Annotated in this window: 21 protein-coding genes and 1 pseudogene; 17 read left to right on the forward strand and 5 right to left on the reverse strand. The window is 61.7% G+C overall.

Going from position 1 to position 21,081, the window contains the following annotated elements; all coding sequences use genetic code 11:
- Nucleotides 1-12 precede the first annotated feature (12 nt).
- From E5678_RS05655 to E5678_RS05685, 7 genes and pseudogenes are all read left to right on the forward strand, one after another.
- Entirely contained in the window at nucleotides 13-198 is a 186-nt protein-coding gene (locus E5678_RS05655; RefSeq protein ID WP_136177616.1) for a CsbD family protein, read from the forward strand.
- Nucleotides 195-1,019: a transglutaminase family protein gene (locus E5678_RS05660; protein WP_247596923.1), complete on the forward strand. Its 825-nt coding sequence runs from the start codon at nucleotides 195-197 to the stop codon at nucleotides 1,017-1,019. Before E5678_RS05655 ends, E5678_RS05660 begins: the two co-directional genes overlap by 4 nt.
- 15 nt (nucleotides 1,020-1,034) lie before the next feature.
- Nucleotides 1,035-1,214 (forward strand): annotated as a pseudogene (locus E5678_RS05665) (hypothetical protein); the annotation flags it as partial.
- 82 nt (nucleotides 1,215-1,296) lie between these two features.
- Nucleotides 1,297-2,625, forward strand: a complete 1,329-nt coding sequence (locus E5678_RS05670) for a sorbosone dehydrogenase family protein (protein ID WP_210731994.1) — start codon at nucleotides 1,297-1,299, stop codon at nucleotides 2,623-2,625.
- Nucleotides 2,626-2,962: 337 nt separating this feature from the next.
- Nucleotides 2,963-5,782 (forward strand): PAS domain S-box protein, encoded by a 2,820-nt coding sequence (locus tag E5678_RS05675; RefSeq protein WP_136177619.1) that lies wholly within the window; start codon nucleotides 2,963-2,965, stop codon nucleotides 5,780-5,782.
- A complete protein-coding gene (locus E5678_RS05680; protein ID WP_136177620.1) occupies nucleotides 5,779-6,615 on the forward strand; it encodes a response regulator in 837 nt (278 codons plus the stop codon). Before E5678_RS05675 ends, E5678_RS05680 begins: the two co-directional genes overlap by 4 nt.
- The gene (locus tag E5678_RS05685; RefSeq protein WP_136177621.1) at nucleotides 6,615-7,388 is read left to right on the forward strand and encodes a Crp/Fnr family transcriptional regulator; all 774 of its coding nucleotides are present in this window, start codon (nucleotides 6,615-6,617) and stop codon (nucleotides 7,386-7,388) included. Before E5678_RS05680 ends, E5678_RS05685 begins: the two co-directional genes overlap by 1 nt.
- Before the next feature lie 92 nt (nucleotides 7,389-7,480).
- On the opposite strand, the gene E5678_RS05690 is transcribed toward E5678_RS05685, so the two are convergent.
- A complete protein-coding gene (locus E5678_RS05690; protein WP_136177622.1) occupies nucleotides 7,481-8,164 on the reverse strand; it encodes a VTT domain-containing protein in 684 nt (227 codons plus the stop codon).
- A gap of 531 nt (nucleotides 8,165-8,695) precedes the next feature.
- Nucleotides 8,696-9,928, reverse strand: coding sequence for a 3-hydroxyacyl-CoA dehydrogenase (locus E5678_RS05695; RefSeq protein ID WP_247596924.1), 1,233 nt, complete (start codon nucleotides 9,926-9,928; stop codon nucleotides 8,696-8,698).
- A 253-nt stretch (nucleotides 9,929-10,181) separates the two neighbouring features.
- Between E5678_RS05695 and E5678_RS05700 the strand changes: the two genes are divergently transcribed.
- Nucleotides 10,182-10,964, forward strand: coding sequence for a hypothetical protein (locus tag E5678_RS05700; protein WP_136177623.1), 783 nt, complete (start codon nucleotides 10,182-10,184; stop codon nucleotides 10,962-10,964).
- A 616-nt stretch (nucleotides 10,965-11,580) separates the two neighbouring features.
- Here E5678_RS05700 and E5678_RS05705 read toward each other — a convergent pair.
- Entirely contained in the window at nucleotides 11,581-11,913 is a 333-nt protein-coding gene (locus tag E5678_RS05705; protein ID WP_136177624.1) for a DUF4148 domain-containing protein, read from the reverse strand.
- A 637-nt stretch (nucleotides 11,914-12,550) separates the two neighbouring features.
- Between E5678_RS05705 and E5678_RS05710 the strand changes: the two genes are divergently transcribed.
- From E5678_RS05710 to E5678_RS05745, 8 genes are read left to right on the forward strand one after another with little or no spacing between them, the layout of a single operon-like run.
- Entirely contained in the window at nucleotides 12,551-12,874 is a 324-nt protein-coding gene (locus tag E5678_RS05710; RefSeq protein WP_136177625.1) for a hypothetical protein, read from the forward strand.
- On the forward strand, nucleotides 12,871-13,740 hold the full coding sequence (locus E5678_RS05715; protein ID WP_136177626.1) for a DUF6544 family protein: 870 nt from the start codon (nucleotides 12,871-12,873) through the stop codon (nucleotides 13,738-13,740). Before E5678_RS05710 ends, E5678_RS05715 begins: the two co-directional genes overlap by 4 nt.
- 25 nt (nucleotides 13,741-13,765) lie before the next feature.
- Nucleotides 13,766-14,713, forward strand: a complete 948-nt coding sequence (locus E5678_RS05720; RefSeq protein ID WP_136177627.1) for a M23 family metallopeptidase — start codon at nucleotides 13,766-13,768, stop codon at nucleotides 14,711-14,713.
- Nucleotides 14,710-15,009 carry a hypothetical protein gene (locus E5678_RS05725; protein WP_136177628.1) on the forward strand — a complete coding sequence of 100 codons (300 nt, stop codon included), beginning with the start codon at nucleotides 14,710-14,712 and terminating at the stop codon, nucleotides 15,007-15,009. The genes E5678_RS05720 and E5678_RS05725 overlap by 4 nt, the downstream gene beginning before the upstream one ends.
- A gap of 8 nt (nucleotides 15,010-15,017) precedes the next feature.
- A complete protein-coding gene (locus E5678_RS05730; protein WP_136177629.1) occupies nucleotides 15,018-15,881 on the forward strand; it encodes a type II CAAX endopeptidase family protein in 864 nt (287 codons plus the stop codon).
- 32 nt (nucleotides 15,882-15,913) lie between these two features.
- Nucleotides 15,914-16,627 carry a DUF6064 family protein gene (locus E5678_RS05735; RefSeq protein ID WP_210731995.1) on the forward strand — a complete coding sequence of 238 codons (714 nt, stop codon included), beginning with the start codon at nucleotides 15,914-15,916 and terminating at the stop codon, nucleotides 16,625-16,627.
- A gap of 40 nt (nucleotides 16,628-16,667) precedes the next feature.
- A complete protein-coding gene (locus tag E5678_RS05740) occupies nucleotides 16,668-17,462 on the forward strand; it encodes a type II CAAX endopeptidase family protein (protein ID WP_168708496.1) in 795 nt (264 codons plus the stop codon).
- Between the two features lie 46 nt (nucleotides 17,463-17,508).
- Complete coding sequence (locus tag E5678_RS05745) at nucleotides 17,509-18,045, forward strand: hypothetical protein (protein WP_136177631.1); 537 nt, start codon at nucleotides 17,509-17,511, stop codon at nucleotides 18,043-18,045.
- 860 nt (nucleotides 18,046-18,905) lie between these two features.
- On the opposite strand, the gene E5678_RS05750 is transcribed toward E5678_RS05745, so the two are convergent.
- Both E5678_RS05750 and E5678_RS05755 read right to left on the reverse strand, forming a co-directional pair.
- Entirely contained in the window at nucleotides 18,906-19,607 is a 702-nt protein-coding gene (locus tag E5678_RS05750) for a Crp/Fnr family transcriptional regulator (RefSeq protein WP_136177632.1), read from the reverse strand.
- A gap of 293 nt (nucleotides 19,608-19,900) precedes the next feature.
- On the reverse strand, nucleotides 19,901-20,632 hold the full coding sequence (locus E5678_RS05755) for a Crp/Fnr family transcriptional regulator (RefSeq protein WP_136177633.1): 732 nt from the start codon (nucleotides 20,630-20,632) through the stop codon (nucleotides 19,901-19,903).
- A gap of 157 nt (nucleotides 20,633-20,789) precedes the next feature.
- Between E5678_RS05755 and E5678_RS05760 the strand changes: the two genes are divergently transcribed.
- Entirely contained in the window at nucleotides 20,790-21,065 is a 276-nt protein-coding gene (locus E5678_RS05760; protein WP_136177634.1) for a hypothetical protein, read from the forward strand.
- Nucleotides 21,066-21,081 lie beyond the last annotated feature (16 nt).

A 21,081-nucleotide genomic window follows, 5' to 3' on the forward strand; every position in this document is an offset into this window, starting at 1 on the left:
TGAGGTAGCGCTATGAACAAAGATCAAGTCAAGGGCACATTCAAGGAAGTGGCCGGCAAGCTGCAGGCGCAAGCCGGCAAGGTCGTAGGCAGTACGGAGCAACGGGTCAAAGGCCATCTTCTGGAAGCTGAGGGCAAGGCACAGCACGTCTTTGGCGACGCGAAAAGTTTGGTCAAGAACGTGAGTACAAAATCTTGAGCCTGGATGTGGCTGCACCCGCCTGGAGCAGCGGCCAGGAATTCGCCGTCGATTGCTTGCTGACCTATGAGGTCCATGGCACGACCGACTTCCTGTTCCAGATCCACGCGCTGAATGGGCGCGACCAGGTGGTGTTGTCTGAGTCGCTGACGCTCACGCCGCCCATGCCCGTGCATGTGTACAACGACCCGACAGAATTGCACCGCTGTACCCGGCTGCAGGTGGCGTCGGGGATCTTCGAATTGCGCTACCAGGCCCGTGTGCGCCGCACTGTCGAAGCCGAGGACCTGAACGCGGGCGAGGTGCCGATCTGGCAATTGCCTGACGAGGTGCTTCAGTACCTGCTGCCGACCCGCTATTGCGAGTCCGATCTGCTGTCGCATGCCGCACAAAAGCTGTTTGGTGGCTTGCCGCAAGGCCACGCGCGGGTGAGTGCCATTTGCGACTGGATTCACAGCCACATCGATTACCAGGTCGGTACCTCGACGGCCACGACCACCGCGCGCGATGTGTTCACCCAGCGTACCGGTGTGTGCCGCGACTTCGCCCACCTGGGGGTGACCTTTTGCCGCGCGCTGAACATCCCCGCGCGGCTGATCGCAGGCTATTCAAACTTCGACACGCCGCCACCAGACTTCCATGCGGTGTTCGAGGCGTATCTGGGCGGCCGATGGGTGATCTTCGACGCGACACGCATGTCGGATCTGAATGGCCTTGTGCGCATCACCAGTGGGCGCGATGCCAAGGACGTTGCCTTCGCGATGATTTACGGCCCGGCTACGATGACGTCGATGAACCCGACCGCCACGCCAGTGCGCTGAATGCCGCTGCCGGCGCTGTCGGTGGCGACCGTGGCCAACATGAAGCAGAACCTGGCTTTTGCTTTCGTCTACAACGCGATCGGTGTGCCGCTGGCCGCCGGTGTGCTTTATGCATTCACCGGTTGGCTGCTGTCGCCCATGTTCGCTGCGCTGGCCATGAGCCTGAGCCCGGCATCCGTGATCACCAACGCATGACACGTGTTGCACACGTTCTGTTGGCTCAAGGTGCTGCCGAAACGGCGACTCAACCTTGCGCAAACTTCGCAATAGGGAGCACATGATCATGGTTTTTTCTCGTGCCTTCGGGCTCTCTTGTCTGGTGGGGGCTGGCATGGCTTTGTCTGCCTGCGGCCAGCCGGCCCAGTTGCCTTTCGAGGCGGGTGTCGGTCCACAACCGCGTCTGCCCGCGCCGCAGCAAGCCCTTGTCCCGACGATCAATATCGCCAAGGCGCGTGGCTGGCCTGCAGGAACACTTCCCACGGTTGCGCCCGGTCTGGTTGTGAAGGCTTTTGCTCAGGGCCTGGACCATCCGCGGTGGCTCTACACCTTGCCGAATGGGGACGTGCTGGTTGCCGAGAGCAATGCGCCGTCCAAGCCGAACGCAAATGGGGGCATCAAGGGCTGGGTCATGAAACAGGTCATGACGGCCGCCGGCGCTGCCACCTTGAGCGCCAACCGAATCACGCTGTTGCGCGATGCCGATCGAGACGGCGTGGCCGAGACCCGCAGCGTGTTGCTCGAAGGGCTGAACTCACCGTTCGGTATCGCGTTGATTGGCGAACGTCTGTACGTTGCCAATACCGATGCGATCGTGTCGTTCGTCTATCAAACCGGACAGACGCGGATCGGCGGTCCAGCCGAGAAACTCCTCGACCTGCCGGCCGGGCCTCTCAACCACCACTGGACCAAGAACATCATCGCCAGCAAGGATGGCAAGCGCCTGTATGTCACCGTGGGGTCGAACAGCAATGTGGCAGAAAACGGCATGGCCATCGAGACCGGCCGCGCCGCGATCTGGGAAGTCGATATCGGCAGCGGGGCTCACCGGCTCTTCGCCACCGGGATGCGCAACCCCAATGGCATGGGTTGGGAGCCGGACACCGGCGTTCTGTGGACAGTGGTCAACGAACGCGACGAACTCGGTAGCGACCTGGTGCCAGACTACCTGACGTCGGTGCGAGATGGCGCCTTCTACGGCTGGCCCTGGAGCTATTACGGCCAACACGTCGATACCCGCGTCACACCGGTGGAACCGGCCATGGTGGCCCGGGCTATTGCACCCGACTATGCGCTGGGCGCCCATGTCGCACCGCTGGGCATGGTGTTTTCGGTCGGGCAGGGCCTCGGGCCGTTGTTTGCAAACGGTGTATTCATTGGAGAACACGGGTCGTGGAATCGAAAGCCGCGCAGCGGCTACAAGGTGGTGTACGTGCCGTTTTCTCGCGGCCAACCAAATGGGCTGCCCATCGACGTGGTGACTGGATTCGTGCGCGGTGACGAAGCCTTCGGACGTCCAGTGGGCGTGGCCATAGACCGGCTTGGCGGCTTGCTGGTCGCAGACGATGTGGGCAACACCGTATGGCGAGTCAGTGCCGTGCGCCCTTGATCCAAGGATGAACCAGGCGCCGGTACGCCGTGCCGGCAACGACCTCAGCGCTGGTGTCGCTCTCAACAGCGCGGCCAAGTGACGCGACTCAAAGGGATCTGGTCGGCATCGTCCAGGTACGCAAAACCGCGGGCCAGACGGCGGAGAACCCGTTACCTAACTCGGCCGTCCAGTCGGTCCACAACGGGCCGGATACCCCGTAGATGGCCGCAGGGGTGGTCTGTGTGCGTTGGCGCACAGACGCCGGCGCGGGGCGGCACCATGCTTCGCAGGACTGTGAGCATGTACGCCTGCTCCATGCCGATGTGACCTTGCTCGTCGAACCCAAACACTTCACATGAAAAAACGAGCCGACAACGCTGCTTCCGCTACCGAAGCCACCGATCGTGAGCCATATTTTGTCGAGGACCAACGTCAGAAAGCGCTGCAAACTGCGATCCTCAACAGCGCCCATTTCTCCCAAATCGCAACCGACGAACACGGAGTGATCCTGATCTTCAACGCTGGCGCCGAGCGCATGTTGGGTTATGCCGCTGCGGATGTGGTCAATCGCATGACGCCAGCCGAGATTTCCGACCCCCACGAGCTGCTGCTGCGTGCCCAAGTGTTGAGCGCCGAGCTGTCCACACCGATTGCGTCGGGCTTCGAAGCGATGGTGTTCAAGGCGCGGTTCGGCATCGAAGATGTCTACGAGCTGACTTTTACCCGCAAGGACGGCAGCCGCATGCCCGCGGTGGTGTCGGTGACGGCACTGGAAGACGCCGCCGGCGCCATCATCGGTTATCTGCTGATCAGCACAGATCTCACCGCGCGGCGGCAGGCTGATGAAAAGGCGAGGGACTTGGCGCTGTATGCGCGCAGCCTCATCGAGGCGTCGCTCGACCCGCTGGTGACCATCAGCCCGTTGGGCAAGATCACCGACGTCAACGAAGGCTCGGTCAGCGCCACGGGTGTCGCACGAGACAAGCTCATCGGGGCCGATTTTTGCGACTATTTCACCGAGCCCGAGAAGGCGCGTGAAGGTTACCGCGAGGCCTTCTTGAAAGGCTCCGTCACCGACTACCCCCTCACCATACGGCATGCAAACGGTGCCCTCACCGACGTGCTCTACAACGCATCCGTCTACAAAGATGTGCAGGGCCGTGTGCTCGGTGTATTTGCCGCCGCCCGAGATGTCACGAACCAGAAGAAGACCGAGGCCAAGTTCCGTGGTTTCCTGGAGTCCGCTCCCGACGGGGTGGTGGTCGTGGACGCCACAGGCCAGATCGTGCTGATCAATGCCAAAACCGAACGCCTTTTCGGCTATGACCGCCATGAAATGCTGGGTCAGAAAGTCGAGTTGCTCATTCCGCAGCGCCTCCACACCAAACACCTGAAGCACCGCGACGGCTTTATCGATGAACCCAAAGCCCGAGGAATGGGCGCCGGCCTGGAGCTCTGCGGACGGCGCAAGGACGGCTCCGAGTTTCCCATCGAGGTCAGCCTCAGCCCTCTCGAAACCGAGGCGGGTGTCCTGATCTCCAGTTCCATCCGCGATGTGACCCAGCAGAAGCAGGCTTCACAGTACGCACGCAGTCTCATCGAGGCTTCGCTTGATCCACTGGTGACCATCAGCCCGCAGGGCAAGATCACCGATGTCAACGAGGGCTCGGTCAGCGTCACAGGTGTTCAGCGGGACAAGCTCATCGGAGCCGATTTCTCCGACTATTTCACCGAGCCCGAGAAAGCGCGAGAAGGGTACCTCGAGGCCTTTTTGAAAGGCTCCGTGACCGACTACCCGCTCACCATCCGGCACGCAAATGGTCGCCTGACCGACGTGCTGTACAACGCGTCTGTCTACAGGGATGTGCAGGGGAACGTGCTGGGGGTGTTCGCTGCCGCCCGAGATGTCACGAGACGCAAGCAGGCCGAGGCCGAGCGCATGCGCCTCGACAAGGTGTTGCAGGACAGCCTGCTCGAGCTGAAAAATGCCAAGGTTGCGGCCGACGAGGCCAACCTGGCCAAATCCGACTTTCTGTCGTCGATGAGCCACGAGCTGCGGTCGCCGCTGAATGCCATTCTGGGTTTTTCGCAGCTCATCGAAACCGGCACGCCGCCTCCCACGCTGGCACAAGCGGACAGCATCAAACAGATTCTGAAAGCCGGCTGGTACTTGCTGGAGTTGATCAATGAAATACTGGACCTTGCGCTGATCGAATCCGGCAAGCTGTCCTTGTCGCTTGAACCGATATCGCTGGGGGAGGTTTTTGCAGACTGTGAGGCCATGATCAACCCGGAAGCACATAAAAGTGGCATTCAGGTCTTCTTCCCTGTGCCTGAGGGCGGCTGGGTCGTGATGGCAGACCGTACCCGCGTCAAGCAGGTGCTGCTGAACCTGCTGTCCAATGCCATCAAGTACAACAGGGTCCGGGGCAGGGTGGACGTGTCCTGCGTGCAGGACGGATCGGGCCGCACGCGGGTCAGCGTACAGGACACGGGCGAGGGCCTCTCTGCCGACAAGCTGTCACAGTTGTTTCAGTCCTTCAACCGCCTCGGGCAAGAGGCGGGCGCTCAAGGCGGGACGGGCATCGGCCTGGTGACAAGTAAGCGACTGGTCGATCTCATGGGCGGTCGCGTCGGGGTGGACAGTACCGTGGGCATGGGCAGCGTGTTCTGGTTCGAGCTCGATTCCTGCGCTGCGCAGCAACTGGGTGCCGAACCCACCGATGTCCAGCTGGCACCGGCACGCAGCGACATGTCCGGCGCCGCGCAGCGAACGCTGCTTTGTGTCGAAGACAACCCGGCCAATCTGTTGCTGGTGCAGCGACTGCTCGAGCGCCGCACCGACATTCGCATGCTCAGCGCACATGATGGCCAGCGTGGTGTCGAAATGGCACGCACCCACCAACCCGACGTGATCCTGATGGACATCAACCTGCCAGGCATCAGTGGGATCACCGCCCTGCGCATCCTGTCCGAGGACGCAGCGACAGCACACATACCTGTGGTGGCACTCAGTGCCAATGCCATGCGGCACGACATCGAGAAGGGCATGCAGGCAGGGTTTTTCCACTACATGACCAAGCCCATCAAGCTGAGTGAATTCATGGACACGCTCGATGCGGCGCTCGCCTACGCGCATGCCGAGAAAACCGAGACAACAGGAGAATCCCAATGAAGCTGCCCGAATCCGACATCCTTGCTGCCCGCCTCCTGATCGTGGACGACCAGGCGGCCAACGTGCGCCTGCTCGAACGCATGCTTGGCGAATCCGGGTACAGCAACGTGGCCTCAACGATGGATCCGCTGCAGGCGTGCTCTCTGCACCAGCAGCACGACTACGACTTGATCTTGCTCGATCTGCAAATGCCGGGATTGAACGGCTTCGAGGTGATGGCGGAGCTTTCCGCCAGCGCTGGCGACAGCTATTTGCCGGTGATCGTGCTCACAGCCCAGCCCCAGCACAAATTGCAAGCCCTGCAAGCCGGTGCCAAGGACTTCATCAGCAAGCCCTTCGACCTGTTGGAAATCAAGACCCGCATCCGAAACATGCTTGAGGTGCGGCTGCTGTACCGCCGGCTTGAAGCCCACAATGAGGTGCTGGAGCAGGCGGTGCTGGAGCGCACTGCCGAGCTCCGTGAAAGTGAAGCCCGATACCGCAGCCTGACTGCGCTGGCCTCTGATTGGCACTGGGAGCAGGACAAGGACGACAATTTCACGAACGTCACCGGGCCAGTGCTGGAGATGCTGGGTCTGTGCACACCCGCGCTGGACAGCTCTGGACCGAGCGCATATGTAGGCGGCTGGAATGAGGCCGAACGCGGTACCTTGCTCGCGACCATCGCGGCCCGCCAACCCTTCCTCGATTTCGCCATCAGCCGAGTCGATCACAACGGCGAAGTGACGCACTACCGCGTTAGCGGCGAACCCATGTTCACGCAGTCTTGCAAATTCATCGGTTACCGTGGCGTTGGCGTTGAGATGAACCCGCCGGCCATGGGCATACGCTAATGCAGACCGCGCTGCCCTCTCGCCCTCACAGCCCGAGCCAGAACCACCTGCTCGCCGCGCTGCCCCAAGCGGAGTACGAGGCTCTGGCCCAGTACCTCGAACCCATGACGCTGGCCCTCGGCGACATGATCTACGAGCCCGGCGAGCAACTGCAGCATGCCTGTTTCCCCACCACCGCAGTGGTCTCGCTCTATTACGTGACCGTGTCCGGAGCAGCGGCTGAGTCAGCAGGCGTCGGCAACGAGGGCATGGTCGGCATTTCGCTCTTCATGGGCGGTGACACGACGCCCAGCTCGGCCGTCGTCCAGACCGCGGGTCATGGCTACCGCCTGGACCGCCACCGCCTGCGCCAGGCATTCGACGGCGCAGGCTCTTTGCAAGGCTTGCTGTTGCGCTACACCCTGGCCCTCATCACCCAGGTCTCGCAGACCGCGGTCTGCAATCGCCACCACTCCGTTGAGCAGCAACTCAGCCGCTGGCTGCTCCTGACGCTGGACCGCGGGCCGCCGCGCGAACTGGTGATGACGCAGGAATTGGTGGCTGGCATTCTGGGTGTGCGCCGCGAAAGCGTCACCGCGGCTGCAGGCAACCTGCTGCAGATGGGCTACATCCGCTACAGGCGCGGGCACATCAGCGTCGTTGACCCAAAGGGGCTCCAGACGTGCGCCTGCGAATGCTACGGCGTGGTTAAAAAGGAGCTGGGTCGCCTGCTTGGCGGTGCATCTCATCGGCCAGAGACGGTGCCGTGTTTGCAGGCGCCGTTTAGCCATTGACACGCCCCAGGATGGCAGAGGGGAAATGGGCCGCGACCTGGGCGTACCCCTGATCTTGGACTTGGACCTGCGCATCGGCTCAAGGCGTGAAGTCACTGCTCATGGCGTTCGAGACGTCGCCTGGCACGCCAATCTCGATACAGTTTCACCCCGACCGGGATCAAGGTCAGGCCGCCCAGCGCCAACACTGAAACCAGGACTTTGTCGGTTTGCCCCGTCCCCATCTCGCTGCCGAAGTGAGCCAGAAGAAAACTTGTCGGCGCGATGCCTGCGAGGGTCGCGATAGCGAAGCGCCAGAACGACAGGACCGTGAGTCCAGCGGCATAGCTGACGATATCAAACGAAATGAACGGAAGGATTCGGCTGACAAAAACGATTCCCATCAGCACGTTCTGGGATCCGATCAACCCAATAGACAGTCGATCTCCGAACCAACGATGGACGCTTTCGTAGCCCACGAAACGGGTCACTGCGAACGCAGCCACCGCGCCGGCTTCCGCGCCCAGCAAAACGTACAGGGTGCCCCAGCTGTGACCATAGGCGGCGCCGGCAGCCAGAGCGATGGGTGCGCTCGGGATCGGACTGACCAATATCGCCAGCATCATCAGTGCGATGATTGCGGCCGGACCCCACGCGCCCAGCTGAACAACCCGTGCATGGAGTGCATTGGTGTCCAGGATCGTCGTCAGCGTATCCGTCTCACGCAATATCCAATACACGCAGGCAAGAAAACCCACCAGCAGGGCGCCTGAGAACAGTTTCGTCCGAACCTTCATCTCATCCTTTGTGGACTTTTTCGGGAGGGCGTGTCAATTTGGCTCGGCACGACATCGCTGCCCTCCCGGCCGAGGGCCCAAGTGGCTCGCCGCTCAGCCACAACAGCTTGCCCGATCGCATGATCGCTGCACGTCGGGAAACCAGTATTGTCGGTCACTCCCCACGCGAACAGCGCGCTTGCGGCCTGGACCGTTCCGCCAGGCTTGAGCAACACCTTGCCATCGACCGCAATCTCGCTCAGCGGCACGACCTTCAAATTGCCGCAGGGCATCAGACTGTGGGCATCGGAGCGGCTGAGCGATGGCTCCAGGCTCCTGGGCATCTGGCAGAAGAAAGTGTGCTGCGGTGTTCGAGCAATGCATTGGGCTCAGGTGCGGCATCTTCAAGCCACCAAGGTACTGCCAGGTGCAATCCAGATCACGTCGCCGCTGCAGTTTGTTCGGCAGCGCACGGACTTCGAGGCTTGTAACGGGCAGTCTTGCCTTTGGCTTCGCCGTGTCTCGCACGCTGTGGCGCAGCAACGCTCCGCTTCAGTCACCTGGCGCTTGGTGGGTGAGCTGCTTTTCTGGGTAGCTGTAAAAACCCTCACCGGTTGATGCACCGAGCTTGCCTTTATCGATATAGCGATCTTTGAGCAACTTCGAAAATGCCTGTTTTTTCGGATCCGGGTTCATTTGAGAAATGTTGTAGGCCGTCTTGAGGCCAACGATGTCAAAGATCTGGAACGGGCCCAATGGCGCGCCAGTGGCGATGCGCCAAGTCTTGTCTACCATGGCTGGCTCAGCGATGCCGTCCACGAGAAGGTCGCTCGCCGCGTTGAGCAACGGAACGAGCAGCGAGTTCAGTATGTAGCCCGCATGCTCTTTCTTGATCTCGATCGGAACCATGCCTGTGGCTTTCGCGAAGTCGACGATGGTCTGGAAGACGGCCGGGGCGGTGTCCGGTGTTCCCATGATCTCTGCGGTGTTGTGCGACCAGACCCGGTTGGCGTAGTGCAACGCGATGAAACGGTCGGGGCGACCGGTAAAGTCTTTCATCGCACTGGGCAGCAAGGTCGAAGAGTTTGTCGCAAAGATCGTCTTGGGGGGCGCAAGCTTCGCCAATTCGGTGTAAACGGCGCGCTTGATTTCCAGGCTCTCTGGCACGACCTCGATCACGAGATCGGCATCTTTGACCGCATCGCCGAGTTCGAACGAATAGCTGATGTTGGAGAGCGCCGCTGCTGAGCCGCCATCGGCCGCACCGGCAACCTGCTCGTCGATGTAGGTCTGCGCCAATCCAGTGAACCGTGCCTTCGCTTGCTCAATGACCTCTGCATTGATGTCGTACGCGACCACGGAGAAGCCATGGAACGCTGTCTGGAACGCAATTTGCGAACCGAGCACGCCGGTACCGAGCACGGTGACGTTCTTGATTGCTGTCATGAGTGGATCTTTCTGATTGGGGTTGGGTGGCAGAGCGATCAGAGAAAGGCCACCTGAACGCATCCTCGCTGAAAGCGCTGACTGACACCGTGCGCCAACGCACACAGTCCGGCCTGAACAGCCAAGGCAACAGTGGCCAAAATCCGCGCTGTCCATTCGGTTGAGCGGAACAACAACGACCTGAGTTCCCAGCTCGGCGCGCCGAGCGCTGCGCGCGTGAAAAGCAAAGCCATAGGGCGTCGACCTTGCCCTGCTCCGCGCGAGCCTGTTGCAGAAGGAGGCGTGCTGAGTGCGGCAGCGAACAGACGCCAGCAGCGCCTTGCACACAAACTCGCCCATGAATTTGCCGCGCGTCTTTTCCTTGTCCAGTCGAGCAAACTACCCCAGTATTGGGGAAGGTGGCTCAGATCTGCCCGTATTCGTGACTCTGACGAGAGCCATGCAAGCGCTGCTGCCTCAGCTGAGCCAGGCAAGGCCGAGCCTCCCCGCGCGGACCGACGAAGACATGGCCATGCATTCGCCATGTCTTTGAATTTTTGTGCTGCCGTTGCCAAATCGGCAGCGTTGTTGAATTTGATGAGGAGCCTGCGTCATGACCTACCAAGGTGAACGTGCCCGTCCGATGGCGGGTGAGAACGGTCGATATTTCGAGGTGTCGAAGGTCCGCATCGGCCCCGACGGGCATGTCAGTGATGTGCTCTGGGCTGAAGTGGATACCGGCACGGATCGGAACGTGGGCCCCCGTGTGCTGGCAACGGCCGCTGAGGTCGTGGACGCCATCCACGATGGTGCCGAGGTCGCGGGCGTGTTTCCATCCAGCGAACGCGTTCCGGATCGCCCCTTTGTGGTTGTCAAGCACACCGATGGCCGGGAGTGCATTGCCTTTGACGGTGCACCCTTATCTGGGCGCAATGTCACCGACCTGCAAAAACTCGATGACCGATCTGGCAAGACCCCAAACGCGATTGATTCGCAGGCACGCACCGACGCAGGCATGGCGGCTCCAGCCCGCCCTGCGAGCGAACACCGGGCTCCACACCATGAAGGCGCCCAGAGGCTGACATTCGCAGTATCCAAAGTTCGTTTAGACACCGGCGGGCGTATCACCGACGTGCTCTGGGGTCGGGTGGACCCGGCCAAAAACGACTGGGCAACCTCGGAAGTCATCGTGGCCGTTGCCGCTGTCGTGGATGCTCTGCACGCAGGCAGTCAGGTGTTCGCCTTGTTTCCAGCAACCCATGGCCATTTGCGGGAACGCCGGTTCGTCGTGGCCGACTACGACGGTGATCGAAAAACCATCGTGCTGGATGGGGGAACAGCCCGCGATCGTGAGGTCCATGACATGGACCGGCTGGATGGAGCTGCGTCTCCGTGAATGTCTTTAACCAGGTGGCCCTGGTCAGATGAGCCAGATAGCAGGCCACCGCAGGCAGAGGTTGTTTTGCCTGTTGGTTGGCGGCGCAATGATCAGAAGCAGCATTTCAGCTGCGAGGCGCTTTGGGTACCGGATCCCCAGCGCGAGACACTGCCTTGGCCGGGGCGCTATAGGGTGGTCGTGGATTCGCAGACCGCCGGAAGACCGCCATGGTCACCTTCGCCGGAGCCTTCTGGTGCGAAGCCGAAAGCTGACCCAGCGACTTGCTTGGGTCGTGGGCCGATCCTGTCAAATTTGCAGCGCAGGCGGGGCCAAGCTGTGACGATCTGAAGGCAGGCCTACCTCAACTGAGGGGCCCGAGAGACTTAGCTGCTCTGGATGTGCGAGAGAGAAAGAGAAAGAGAGTGCTTTCCACCCAACAGCTGCGACTCGCGCGAGCTCGAAAGCTTGGGGGAGGGGATGTGCCACATGTGCAATATCAGTGAGCGTCAACGTCCACTTCATGCATCAATCGCTGCGGGTGGCAGATTGATTTCTGTTTAAGGCCAGTCGCGAGGCCCGGGATTGGGCTGCGACTGGGGTGAAGGGGCAGTGGCGTTCATGTAGACGCATCTGCTCAGAAGCGTTGGGCGCCGCCGTGGCTGTTGTTGTTCTGGAACAGCTCACCTTCGGCGGCCAGCTCTGCCACATCCTCTCGAACCTCTGCGCGGGTCAGCTGGCTGTTGGACGGTGTCAGGCGGGCGTTGTGGCGCTTGAGGTCGACGTTGCCATAACGGATGGTACCGGTGGCCTGGGCTTCGCGCAGCTCGGCGACGACTTCAGCGCGGGTCCTGGAGGGGCCGGAGGGCGCTTTGTCGAAGCCGTAAATCTCGCCGTTGCCGTTGCCCGGCATGGCGGATGCTGCGAAAGCGGTGGAAGCGAGGAGGGTGGCAATAACAAGCGATTTCATGATGGTTCCTTAGGGGGTGGTGCAACGCTGCGATGTGCAGTGTTGTCCCTACCTTGGTCGCATCAACCCGCGAAATCGTGACAAGTTTTTTTCGAGAGGATCTTCCAGCCACCGCTCGTGCAGCACCACTTCCGCAGCAAAGCCGCTGAAAGCCTGCGCTTCCAGCGATGTGCGGTGCAGCACGGTGTGTGCCTCTCGCTGGTAGGTTTTTCGGCCAACTCTGCTGGGCCTCACCCGCTGCTCTTGACCATTGATGTCGTCAACAGTTTGGGTGAACATTCCTGTCAGATGTACGCCTGGCATCGGCCAGGATCCGACTCCGGCGCATGTCCGCAATGAGGCGGATCCCCTCTGAATCCAGTTGCGAGCGTGCTACTGTGCAAATCATCCGCTGTGTGCGAAGACGAACAGACTGGGTTCAAAAAAACGGGCAAAGTCGGTGCATGCGAGTTGCGAATGAACGTCCCATGATTTCGATCCAGAGCCCGTGCAAGAGACAGCTGCTGGCGGCTGCTGGCGTTTCTGCCGCGCCAGCGGTGACGGCCTGTTCTTCGAGTGACGCCGCGCAGAAGGCTGCTCCCGCACGGCGAGAGCCGGGAGTGCCTCATTCCGAAGAGCCACTTCCCCGGTGTGTGGCTTGGTTCGCCAGGCCATCCTGGCACCTTCGAGCCACAACACGCCATGCTGGGGTTTCCAGATCGCCGAGAAGTCGATCTCCATTGCTCCGGATCTCGAGCGCCGCGGCCCAATCGTCGACCCCGATGATGATCATGTTTATGTCTCGCTGGGTTGTGCGGCGGGCAACTCCCCGCTGCCGCGGTGGCTGGGCACCCGGATGATGAACCTGTTTTCTTCGCCAGCCTCCGAAAATCAAACATACGCACGGCAGTTTCGCTGCTCGGCGGCGATCGCGGTGTTCGTCTCCGAGCGCAATGTGCCAATCAACGGAGAAGCGGCATGAACTGGATTGGATGGACGGTTTTTGGTATCGGCGGCATGGTGGCCGTTGTTGCGGGGCTGGCAGCTTTCGGAAGCTCACGCTGGGCTGGCACCACACAGGTGCAGATGGCGCTGCTCGAAGCGGCCAGAGTGCCGGCGCCTGCCGGCATGAACAAGGTTTACGACGCCCGCGAACTCGACGGGCTGCCCACGCCAGTCCAGCGGTACTTCCGCGCAGTGCTGAAGGACGGACAGCCCTTCATCTCCGCCGCCACTTTCGATTTCGCTGGCACGTTCAACATGTCGGCCACTGGAGAGCAGTGGAAAAACTTCACCTCGACACAGCGTGCAGTCACCCGCCGCCCGGGCTTTCTGTGGAACGGTCGGGTGGTCATGCTGCCCGGCTTGGTCGCGCACGTCCACGACAGCTACATCGCAGGCGAGGGCAGGCTACACGCGGCGATGCTGGGGCTCTTCACCGTGGCCGAGGTGCAGGGCGGCGGCGAGATTGCCCGCGGCGAACTGATGCGCTACTTCGCCGAGGCAATTTGGTATCCGACCGCGCTGCTTCCCAGCCAGGGCGTGCGCTGGGAGGCAGTGGACGACAGCTCGGCGAAGGCCACGCTGGAGGATGGTCCGATCACCTTGACCTTGCTGTTCAGGTTCGACGAGACCGGGCTGATCACGTCGGTGCACGCCGATGCGCGTGGCGTCGGGGTGGGCAAGGACATGGTCATGTTGCCTTGGGAGGGCCGCGTGTCCAGCTACCAGTTGCATGGCGGAATGATGGTGCCGGCCCGCAGCGAAGCCGCCTACTTGCGGCCAGAGGGACGCAGGCCCTACTTCATCGGCAACCTGACGTCGATGGTCTACGAGTTCTCGTCGTGAGTCACACTCCAGACCGGACGGCACCATGACTTGGCTGTACGCGCTTCAGTTCGCAGCGCCACTGATCTTGATCGGCTGGCTGGTGTGGGCGCCTGCGCGCAGTGGTCTGGGTTTCGTGGTGCAGGTTTTCGGCAGCGTCGCGGCGCTGGCCGCCATGGCTTTGCTGGGCATCTGGCTGTTGCCGCCGTGGTGGGCGCCCTTCGTGTTTGCTGCGGCCCTAGCGGTGGCGACGTGGCTGGGTTGGCGCCGCATCCAACCCATTGCGTCTGCGGTGCCGGCAACAGGCGGAGCGTGGATCGTGGGGGGTCTTTTCTTGGCGCTGGGCTGCCTGTCGACCTACGGAACGTTCACCGCATGGCAAAGCCGAAGCAACCCGGTGGCGGGCGCCGTGAACCTGGCCTTCCCGCTGGAGCCGGGTCGCTATCTCGTCGTCAATGGTGGCAGCAGCATCAGCACCAATGCGCACCTTGAAACGCTCAACGCCGGAGTGCCTCGTTACCGCACCTGGCGCGGGCAATCCTATGGTGTCGATCTCGTGGCGCTGGACGGGTTTGGGCTGCGTGCCCGTGGTGTACAGCCTGCAGACCCCAGCGCCTATGTCATCTACGGCGCGCGCGTGTGGGCGCCTTGCGCAGGCCAGGTGCTCATCGCCGTGGACGGACTGCCCGACATGTGGGTGCCTGAAGCGGACCGCGAGCACCTGGCCGGCAACCATGTGATGCTGCGCTGTGACCAGGCGGACGTACTGCTCGGCCACCTGCAGCCTGGCAGCGTTCGGGTCCATGCAGGGGCTCAGGTCGCCGTCGGTGACTGGCTCGGATCGGTGGGCAATTCAGGCAACACCGGCGAGCCGCACCTGCACATTCACGCGCAAGGTCCAGGCTCGACCGATGCGCCGCTGGGTGGCGATCCACGGCCCCTTCAGTTCAAGGGCCACTTTCCCGTGCGCGGCGACCGCATCGAGGTGCCATGAGCCCCCGCCTGCAAAAGCGGGCGAGGGCGGACGCCACGCTCGAGCTTAGTCCTCCAGTGTCGCTGCGCGCCGAGGGTATGCGCAACGACACGGCCGCCTGCAAGCACCTGTCGCCATCGCCATTGGAGGCCAACTGTGTGCCAACGCTGCGCATCAGCGCGCGTGACGACCGATGCGGCACCTACGCCAGCGCGCAGTTCACTGGGTTCGAGCAGGGCAGGCACACGTGGGTCGGGCACGATGACTTGGTGCACGCGGCCATCGCCTGGCGGCACTTGCCATCGGGCCGGCCATGACGCGGCGGATGCCTTCATCAACCAGTTCGGTCGTGATCGGCGAGCCTGTGGCGTACCACGGCGAGACCCCCTCCGCAGCGTCCCTGATCATGTTTTTCGCCCTGGCTTTCGCCTGGTCCTGGGCATGCTGGTTGCTCGCGCCGGCGCTGCAGGTGGACTCGCCCGTTGCGGCCACAACGCTGGCGTTGGCGGGCGGCTTTGGACCGAGCCTCGCGGCGGTGGTCCTGGTCGCCTACGGAGCCGGCATGGCTGGCCTGCGCCGCTGGCTGCTGAGGTGCATGCGGTGGCGTTTGCGTTGGCACTGGTTCGTACTGGCCTTTGCATTTCCCGTGGTCATCATGGGGCTGGCCGCCGCCGCCCACGTCGTCCTGGGTGGCACCTTGCCTCCTTCAAGGGCCGCGGGTCACGTGGGGATGGCGGCAGCGAACTTCCTGCTCGTTTTCCTGGCAGGCGGCCCGGTGGGAGAAGAGTTCGGCTGGCGCGGATACGCCTTGCCGGCCTTGCAGGCGCGGTGGGGATGGCGGGTTGCCAGTTTGTTGTTGGGCGTGGTCTGGGCAATCTGGCACCTGCCGCTGTTTTACAGCCCGGGCACGGTGCAGAGCCTCTTGCCAGGGGGCCTGTTCGCGCTCAGCGCCATCGCCGCCTCGGTGCTGTTTGCGTGGTTGTACAACCGCAGCGGGGGCAGCGTCATTCCGGTGCTGGTGTTGCACACCGCAGTGAATGCCTGGTCCTTGATCATCCCGGTGATGTTGCTCCCGGATGGCAGCAATCTGCGGCCGTTTCAGCTCGTCGTCGGCATGTTGGTCCTGACGGCCGCAGCGCTGTTGTGCTGTGGCGGAAAATTGTTCAACAAGTTTGTGGCGCCCGCTTAGGGCTTCGCAGCACATAAAGATGGAGTGACCGCATGTTGCCTTTCACCCGTGAGCAGTTTCTGGCCGTTTTTGTCACCTACAACGAGGCGGTGTGGCCCATTCATGTGTGGGCATATGGATTGGCGTTGGTGATGTCGGTGCTGGTGATTCGACCCTCGGCGCAGCGCAGCCGGGTGGTCGCGGGCGGGCTGGCCGCGATGTGGCTGTGGACAGGTGTTGCCTACCACGGCATGAGCTTCTCGGCCATCAGCAACGGGGCCTGGGGCTTTGCGGTCCTGTTCGTCATCCAGGGCCTGCTGTTTATCGAAGCGGGTGTGCTGCGGGGACGCCTCGCCTTTGGCCAGCCCAAGGGCTGGACCGCCTGGTTGGGCTGGGCACTGGTGGCCTGGGCCAGCATCGCCTATCCGTTGCTGGGCCAGGTGCTCGGGCACGGCTACCCGGCCATACCGATGTTCGGCATCACGCCATGCCCCGTCACGATCTTTACGTTCGGGCTGTTTCTGCTGACCACCGAATCGGTACCTCGGCGCCTGCTGGTGATCCCGGTGGTCTGGTCACTGATTGGCGGCAGCGCGGCCTTCTTGTTGGCGACGCCCCAGGATTGGCCGCTGCTCGTCAGTGGGTTCACCGTGCTGGCTTTGCTCAGACGCGATGCTGACCGCCGGCGGGATGAAAGGGAGCGGCGCATGGTGCGGAGCCAGCCGGGGGGCCTGGACCCCTCTCACCATGAGGCCCGTTTCGGATAGATTCGAAAACAGGGATTCGACCCTGTTCGCACGAACTGCCATGTTGATCCTTGCGCTGTGTTTTGGTCTGCGAATAGCAGACGTGTTTCTTATTCGATCAGACGAGTGGTTCGGCGAACTCATCCTTTCCAAGGTGGTGGGCCTTTCCATCGTGATCGCTTATGCCATCTGGTCAGGCCATGGGCTCGATCGAATCGGTTTTCGAAAAACCTCTTTCACTTCGGTGATCTGGATCGGCTTCGGGCTGACTGCCGCGGTCATGGCCGCAACTTTCCTGGTCCAGTTCCTCTTTCTCAGGGCGCAGGGAGCAGATCCGAATTTTTCTGTGGGTATTCAAGGTTTCACCCTTGCCCAGCAAGCTGAAGGACAAAACGGCTTCCTGCCATTTACAAGAATTTTGGTGTTCAATCTGGTCAACGCAACAATGGAGGAAAGCCTGTTTCGAGGCCTGCTGCTGACCCATCTGGTTGTGACGATGTCCCGAATGCGGGCCAACGTGGTTCAGGCCTTGCTGTTTGGACTTTGGCACATCGTTTGGCCACTCCGCGCGTTCTACGATGGAGAAATGGCGCTCGGTGCCGCAATGTCTTATGGTGCGGGCTACATGCTTGTCGCAACGATGATGGGTTTTGCATGGGGGTGCTTTTTCATCTGGTTCCGCAGCTTGTGGGTCGGCATTTTTGCGCACGCATTTCAGAATATCGCACTCAATGTCTTTCAAATCACGACTGCGGCGGGCGCATCCGGGTTGGCGCTTTTCACCACGCTGGAGGCCTTGGTGTTCGTGGCGCTGTTGCCTCTTGTTTTTGGGTTGTCGAAGCGGTGGCGGGGGTGATGGGCCGACACGAAATTGAATCTGACCATGCCGCCTAGGAGACAAAATGCGTGAGATTTGGCAAGGTCCGGTCACAGGAGAAGACACAAGCTCCAGGTTCCTCCACTGTGCACTCAGCTGCGGGTTGCTCCTGATACCCGCCATTGCATGGAACCTGGCGTTCACCAGCAAGCTGATGCCCCCGGCCGCGATGTCAGAGTTCTGGCGGGACATTCCTCGCCCATTGGGGTTGATCGAGAACTTGCTCCGGGCTTTGGTGTTCGGTCTTCCCTTCGCGATGCCGCTTTGCATTGCGAAAAAATCAGAACGGCGCGCTTTGCTGGTGTTCGTGCTGGGGACGCTTGTCTATTTCGCCAGTTGGTTGGCCTTGATGTATTGGCCCCATAGCGCTTGGTCGTCAAGTATTCTGGGTTCACTTGCCCCTGCGTACACGCCGATTCTGTGGCTCCCCAGCCTTGCGGTGCTGGGCAAGCGCCTCTTTTGGGGTCACTTCTATCGCTGGTGGATGTATCTTCTTGTCTGTATCGGACTCCTGGCGGCGCACATCACCCACGCCGCCATCGTCTACAGCCGGTCTGCGTGAGGATCGTCCGTTTTCCCCTGCGACTGCCCAAGAATCATGACGGAAAGCCCGAAGAAGGCAGCCGGTGCAATGCTTGCAGTTCCTGCTGGTGCCACTGCGATGGCTGTTGCAGGGAGCAGGGGAGGCGGGGGTCGGTATTCCGACGGATTGACCGCTCCTTGACGCGGTTTTCGAGGCGAAGTTGGAAACTTCGGCGCATGGTCACACGCCAAGGGTTCGAAACCCGAATGCGGAACAATTGAGAACAGGTGTGGAACGGCCGGGCCCGCCGAAGGGCGAGCGCCCACCAAGCGTTCAGTCCAAGGTGCCCAGCAACACGGCCTGCAACACCAGACGCCTGACTTTGGGTGCGCGTGCTGTGGCATCAACGTTGCGCCTGCGGGATCTTGGTGATCCTTCTGTCCGGTGTTTGGGCGGTGTTTTCGCGTATGTTTCCAGAGCAGTCAAAAATGGGTGTGGAAATCCAGCGCGGATGGTCCGCAGCGACCAGGCTGACCGGTGGTCATGGACATAGGCGCTGGATCCCACGGGTGCAGCTTGCGGGAGCCGGGTTACGGTGTCAGTGCGCTGGCGCACACAGGCGAATAAATGGACGATCCCCGTCACAGAGAACCCCAGCAGCGGGAGTCAACGTTCGATAGCGCACTGACGCTGGCGTTCGCTGGTCTTACAAACGCGGCAGGGTGAGCGCCGGTATTCGCCCCAACCAAAGGACTCACATGAACTGGGACACCATTCAAGGCAACTGGACACAACTCATGGAATGGGAGGCCAAGGCCGAAACAACCTGAGGGATACAGGCTCCGCTCTGCCCGCCCTGGGGGCGACTACCGGCCTCGGGGCGGCGCGCAAGGCAACGGCTATTGCTGGACTTCGGTCAGCTCTTTGTAGAGCAGCTTGTCTGCGGCGTAGCAGCTGCAAGCCTGCGCCTCCAGCGCCGAGCGGTCCAGCACGGTGAGTTCGCCTCGGTGGTATTTGATCAGGCCGTTTTGCTGGAACTCACCCGCAGCCTCCGTCACGCCCACGCGCCGTACACCAAGCATCAGCGCCATGAATTCCTGTGTGACGTGAAAACAGTCGGCCTGTGCGCGGTCCTGGCTCATCAGCAGCCAACGCGCCAGACGCGGGCCAAGCATGTGGAAGCGCTCACAGGCCGAGGCCAGGGTCTGCTGGTGCAGCCTCACCAGCAAACTGGTTTTCATCACTTGGCGCAGCTCAGGGCTGGCGATGCATTCCTTTCGCAGAGCCTCGGCTTCTATGCGCCAGCTTTTTCCTGCGCCCTGGACCAGCGCACGCCATGGCGTCTTGGCCAGGCCCAGCACCAACTCCGAGCCCAGCATGGATTCACGCCCCACCATGCCCACTTCCAGCGCGGGGTAGTCGTCCACATCGATTACCAGCGAAATAAAGCCCTCAAGCGGGAAGTGGGCGTGACTGAGCGGCTGTCCGCGCACGCTGAGCTCGGCGGACAGCTCCAAGTCAAATGGCTCACACTGGTCCAGTAGGCGCTTGCGCGCTGCCTGGGGCAGTTGCTGAATCAGATCGTTTTCGGCTTGTGGCATTTAGAGAGCTTTTTCATTGGGTGTTCAGCAGCACCCAATAGGGGTGACGTCTGAACGGCGACCCGCACCCGTGCACGCGACCATCCGAGCTCTAGTGTGGTGCATGGCCAGCGCAATGACTGTGCGGCAGCGCACATGGCATCGCAGCGAAACTCACGAAAACCGAGGATCGCGTGGTGATACCGAGAAACCCAGGGTGCCCCCATGGGCGCAGGAGGTCGTACCGTGCGAGACCGGTTTCTCGCGGGTTGCAACCGATGTTCCTTCTGCCGCGCAGGCTCCTGGCGCCATCCCTAAGCAGCCAGTTTGTCGGGCAGCAATCGGTCGTATTCGGTCTTCACCACTGCGTAGCACTCGCAGACGCGCGCTTCCAGCCCAACGCGGTCGAGCACCGTGATATGGCCACGCGCGTACTTGATCAGGTCGAGCTTTTGCAGCTTGAGCGCCGCTTCGGTCACGCCTTCGCGGCGCACGCCCAACATGTTGGCGATCAGTTCTTGCGTCATCACCAGCTCGTTGCCGCTCAACCGGTCCAGGCTCAGCAGCAGCCAGCGGCAGAGCTGCTGGTCCAGCGAATGGTGGCGGTTGCACACGGCGGTCTGGGCCATCTGCGTGATGAGCGCCTGGGTGTAGCGCAGCAACAGGTGCAGCACCGGGCCAGATCGGCCAAACTCTTCCTTGATGTCGGCCGCGCGCAAGCGGTAACCCTTGCCAGCGCTTTGCACTACGGCGCGGCTCGGTGTGGTTTCGCCGCCCATAAAAAGCGCTATGCCCACCAGGCCCTCGTTGCCCACCACGGCGATTTCCGCCGAGGCGCCGTCTTCCATCACGTACAGGAGGGAAACGATTGCATTGATAGGGAAATACACGTGGCTCATAATGCCACCGGATTCGTACAGCACTTGTCCCAGTGGCAGGTCCACCGCTTCCAGCAAGTGCCCGATGCGCAGCCACGCTGGCGTGGGCATGGCGGCCAACAGCTGGTTGGCCGTCTGGTCAGGCGATAGTTTGAGGGAGGTTCCCATAGATGATCTCGAATCGGAGAGTTGGGAAGTTGGGGCGATGCACGTCCATTGGACAGCAATGTGTCAATTAGATCCAGTTTAGGCGTATCCACTTGCGCTGTATGTTCGGCAACGCACATACAGAACACGTTATGTCTGGTGATCGATAGATCCCGAGTTGCTGGCCCGGATCGCCATCAAATACGCGTTGCACGGCTTTGTCCTGCATGGCCTGCAGGCCGTACGAGGCCTGACACCTCGAACACCACACGGTCCCGTCGCACTGATGGGTGCACCCACGCTGCTCAGCGCCTTGTTGATTGATTTCCTGGTGTCGTTGTCGATGGGTGCCGTCATGGGCCCGACCGCGCGGCGTTGTTGGCTCGAGCGCGAAGCGGTGGCGCCACAGCCGTCGGCGCCCAATGGGGGAGCTGATGGCGAGCCTCGGGACTGAATTCCCTCGCAGCGCT

Source organism: Hydrogenophaga sp. PAMC20947, from assembly GCF_004795855.1.
GTDB lineage: Bacteria > Pseudomonadota > Gammaproteobacteria > Burkholderiales > Burkholderiaceae_C > Hydrogenophaga.

Coding starts and splice junctions, on each gene's coding strand:
- E5678_RS05655 (WP_136177616.1), top strand. CDS start 13: ATGAACAAAGATCAAGTCAAGGGCACATTCAAGGAAGTGGCCGGCAAG.
- E5678_RS05670 (WP_210731994.1), top strand. CDS start 1,297: ATGATCATGGTTTTTTCTCGTGCCTTCGGGCTCTCTTGTCTGGTGGGG.
- E5678_RS05675 (WP_136177619.1), top strand. CDS start 2,963: ATGAAAAAACGAGCCGACAACGCTGCTTCCGCTACCGAAGCCACCGAT.
- E5678_RS05680 (WP_136177620.1), top strand. CDS start 5,779: ATGAAGCTGCCCGAATCCGACATCCTTGCTGCCCGCCTCCTGATCGTG.
- E5678_RS05685 (WP_136177621.1), top strand. CDS start 6,615: ATGCAGACCGCGCTGCCCTCTCGCCCTCACAGCCCGAGCCAGAACCAC.
- E5678_RS05690 (WP_136177622.1), bottom strand. CDS start 8,164: ATGAAGGTTCGGACGAAACTGTTCTCAGGCGCCCTGCTGGTGGGTTTT.
- E5678_RS05695 (WP_247596924.1), bottom strand. CDS start 9,928: ATGGGCGAGTTTGTGTGCAAGGCGCTGCTGGCGTCTGTTCGCTGCCGC.
- E5678_RS05700 (WP_136177623.1), top strand. CDS start 10,182: ATGACCTACCAAGGTGAACGTGCCCGTCCGATGGCGGGTGAGAACGGT.
- E5678_RS05705 (WP_136177624.1), bottom strand. CDS start 11,913: ATGAAATCGCTTGTTATTGCCACCCTCCTCGCTTCCACCGCTTTCGCA.
- E5678_RS05715 (WP_136177626.1), top strand. CDS start 12,871: ATGAACTGGATTGGATGGACGGTTTTTGGTATCGGCGGCATGGTGGCC.
- E5678_RS05720 (WP_136177627.1), top strand. CDS start 13,766: ATGACTTGGCTGTACGCGCTTCAGTTCGCAGCGCCACTGATCTTGATC.
- E5678_RS05725 (WP_136177628.1), top strand. CDS start 14,710: ATGAGCCCCCGCCTGCAAAAGCGGGCGAGGGCGGACGCCACGCTCGAG.
- E5678_RS05730 (WP_136177629.1), top strand. CDS start 15,018: ATGCCTTCATCAACCAGTTCGGTCGTGATCGGCGAGCCTGTGGCGTAC.
- E5678_RS05735 (WP_210731995.1), top strand. CDS start 15,914: ATGTTGCCTTTCACCCGTGAGCAGTTTCTGGCCGTTTTTGTCACCTAC.
- E5678_RS05740 (WP_168708496.1), top strand. CDS start 16,668: ATGTTGATCCTTGCGCTGTGTTTTGGTCTGCGAATAGCAGACGTGTTT.
- E5678_RS05745 (WP_136177631.1), top strand. CDS start 17,509: ATGCGTGAGATTTGGCAAGGTCCGGTCACAGGAGAAGACACAAGCTCC.
- E5678_RS05750 (WP_136177632.1), bottom strand. CDS start 19,607: ATGCCACAAGCCGAAAACGATCTGATTCAGCAACTGCCCCAGGCAGCG.
- E5678_RS05755 (WP_136177633.1), bottom strand. CDS start 20,632: ATGGGAACCTCCCTCAAACTATCGCCTGACCAGACGGCCAACCAGCTG.